The organism is Brunnivagina elsteri CCALA 953 (genome assembly GCF_002289455.1).
GTDB classification, from domain to species: domain Bacteria; phylum Cyanobacteriota; class Cyanobacteriia; order Cyanobacteriales; family Nostocaceae; genus Brunnivagina; species Brunnivagina elsteri.
The window spans coordinates 1-1,052 of the sequence record NZ_NTFS01000797.1 but is presented as its reverse complement, the minus strand read 5'-3'; the positions used below and the strand labels follow the sequence as shown (position 1 = coordinate 1,052).

Below are 1,052 nucleotides of genomic sequence, written 5' to 3'. Positions count from 1 at the left end.
ACTTTTATTTATCTGTTGTCTGACTTTTACTTTAATAATAGTAATAACTAGCTGTAATCACAATCAAAACCAAAATATTAGTGGTAATCGAGATATAATAATCGCCTCAAAAGACTTTACAGAACAAGATATATTAGGTGAATTAATTGCCCAGCAAATCGAAGCGACAACAAATTTAAAAGTCAAACTGAAACCACGTTTAGGAGGTTCATTTATTTGCCATGAAGCTCTAATAAAAGGTGCAATCGATGGATATATTGAATATACAGGTACTGCATTTACGACAATTCTTAAACAACCTGTAATTAACGACCCCAAACAGGTTTATCAGCGTCTCAAACAAGGTTATGCCCAAAAATTTAATCTCGAAGTTATGGAACCATTGGGCTTTGAGAATACCTTTGCGATGATTATACGTGGTGAAGATGGGAAAAAATATAATATCAAAACCCTTTCTGAAGCTGCACAATATACACCAAAATGGCGCGGTGGTTTTGGTTATGAATTTACCGAGCGTGAAGACGGTTTTCCTGGTTTAGCAAAAACCTATAACTTGCGATTTCGCGAAAGACCTAGTTCAATGAGTTTAGATTTAATCTATCGAGCTTTAACCCAAGGTTTAGTGGATATGGTTGCTGGAAGTTCCACCGATGGGCAAATATCTAGATTGGGTTTAGTTGTACTTGAAGATGATAAAAAATATTTTCCACCATACGAAGCAGTACCAATTTTTCGCAGGGAAACATTAAAAAAATATCCGCAATTATCTAAGGGAATATCCCAATTAGCAGGGAAGATTACAGCAGATGAAATGCGGCAACTAAATTATTTAGTGGAAGGTGAATTACGCGATGTTAAAGAGGTTGTGAGCGAGTTTCGGAAACTAAAAAGGTTTTAGGGTTTAAAGCTGAAGCTGGACTATTTATCCGCCAAAATACAAAAGTTTGATTTACCTTCATATCCCGAAAATTATCCCCCCTAACCCCTTTTCAAGGGGGGAAAATAAAAAGTCTAATTCCCTCCCCTTAGCAAGGGGAGGGTTAGGGTGGGGT

The 1,052-nt window shown here is 36.7% G+C and carries 1 protein-coding gene; it reads left to right on the top strand.

Annotation, left to right across the window (positions count from 1 at the left end; all coding sequences use genetic code 11):
- The first annotated feature begins 10 nt into the window (after positions 1 to 10).
- Positions 11 to 898, top strand: coding sequence for a glycine betaine ABC transporter substrate-binding protein (locus CK510_RS30735; RefSeq protein WP_095725167.1), 888 nt, complete (start codon positions 11 to 13; stop codon positions 896 to 898).
- Positions 899 to 1,052: the final 154 nt, after the last annotated feature.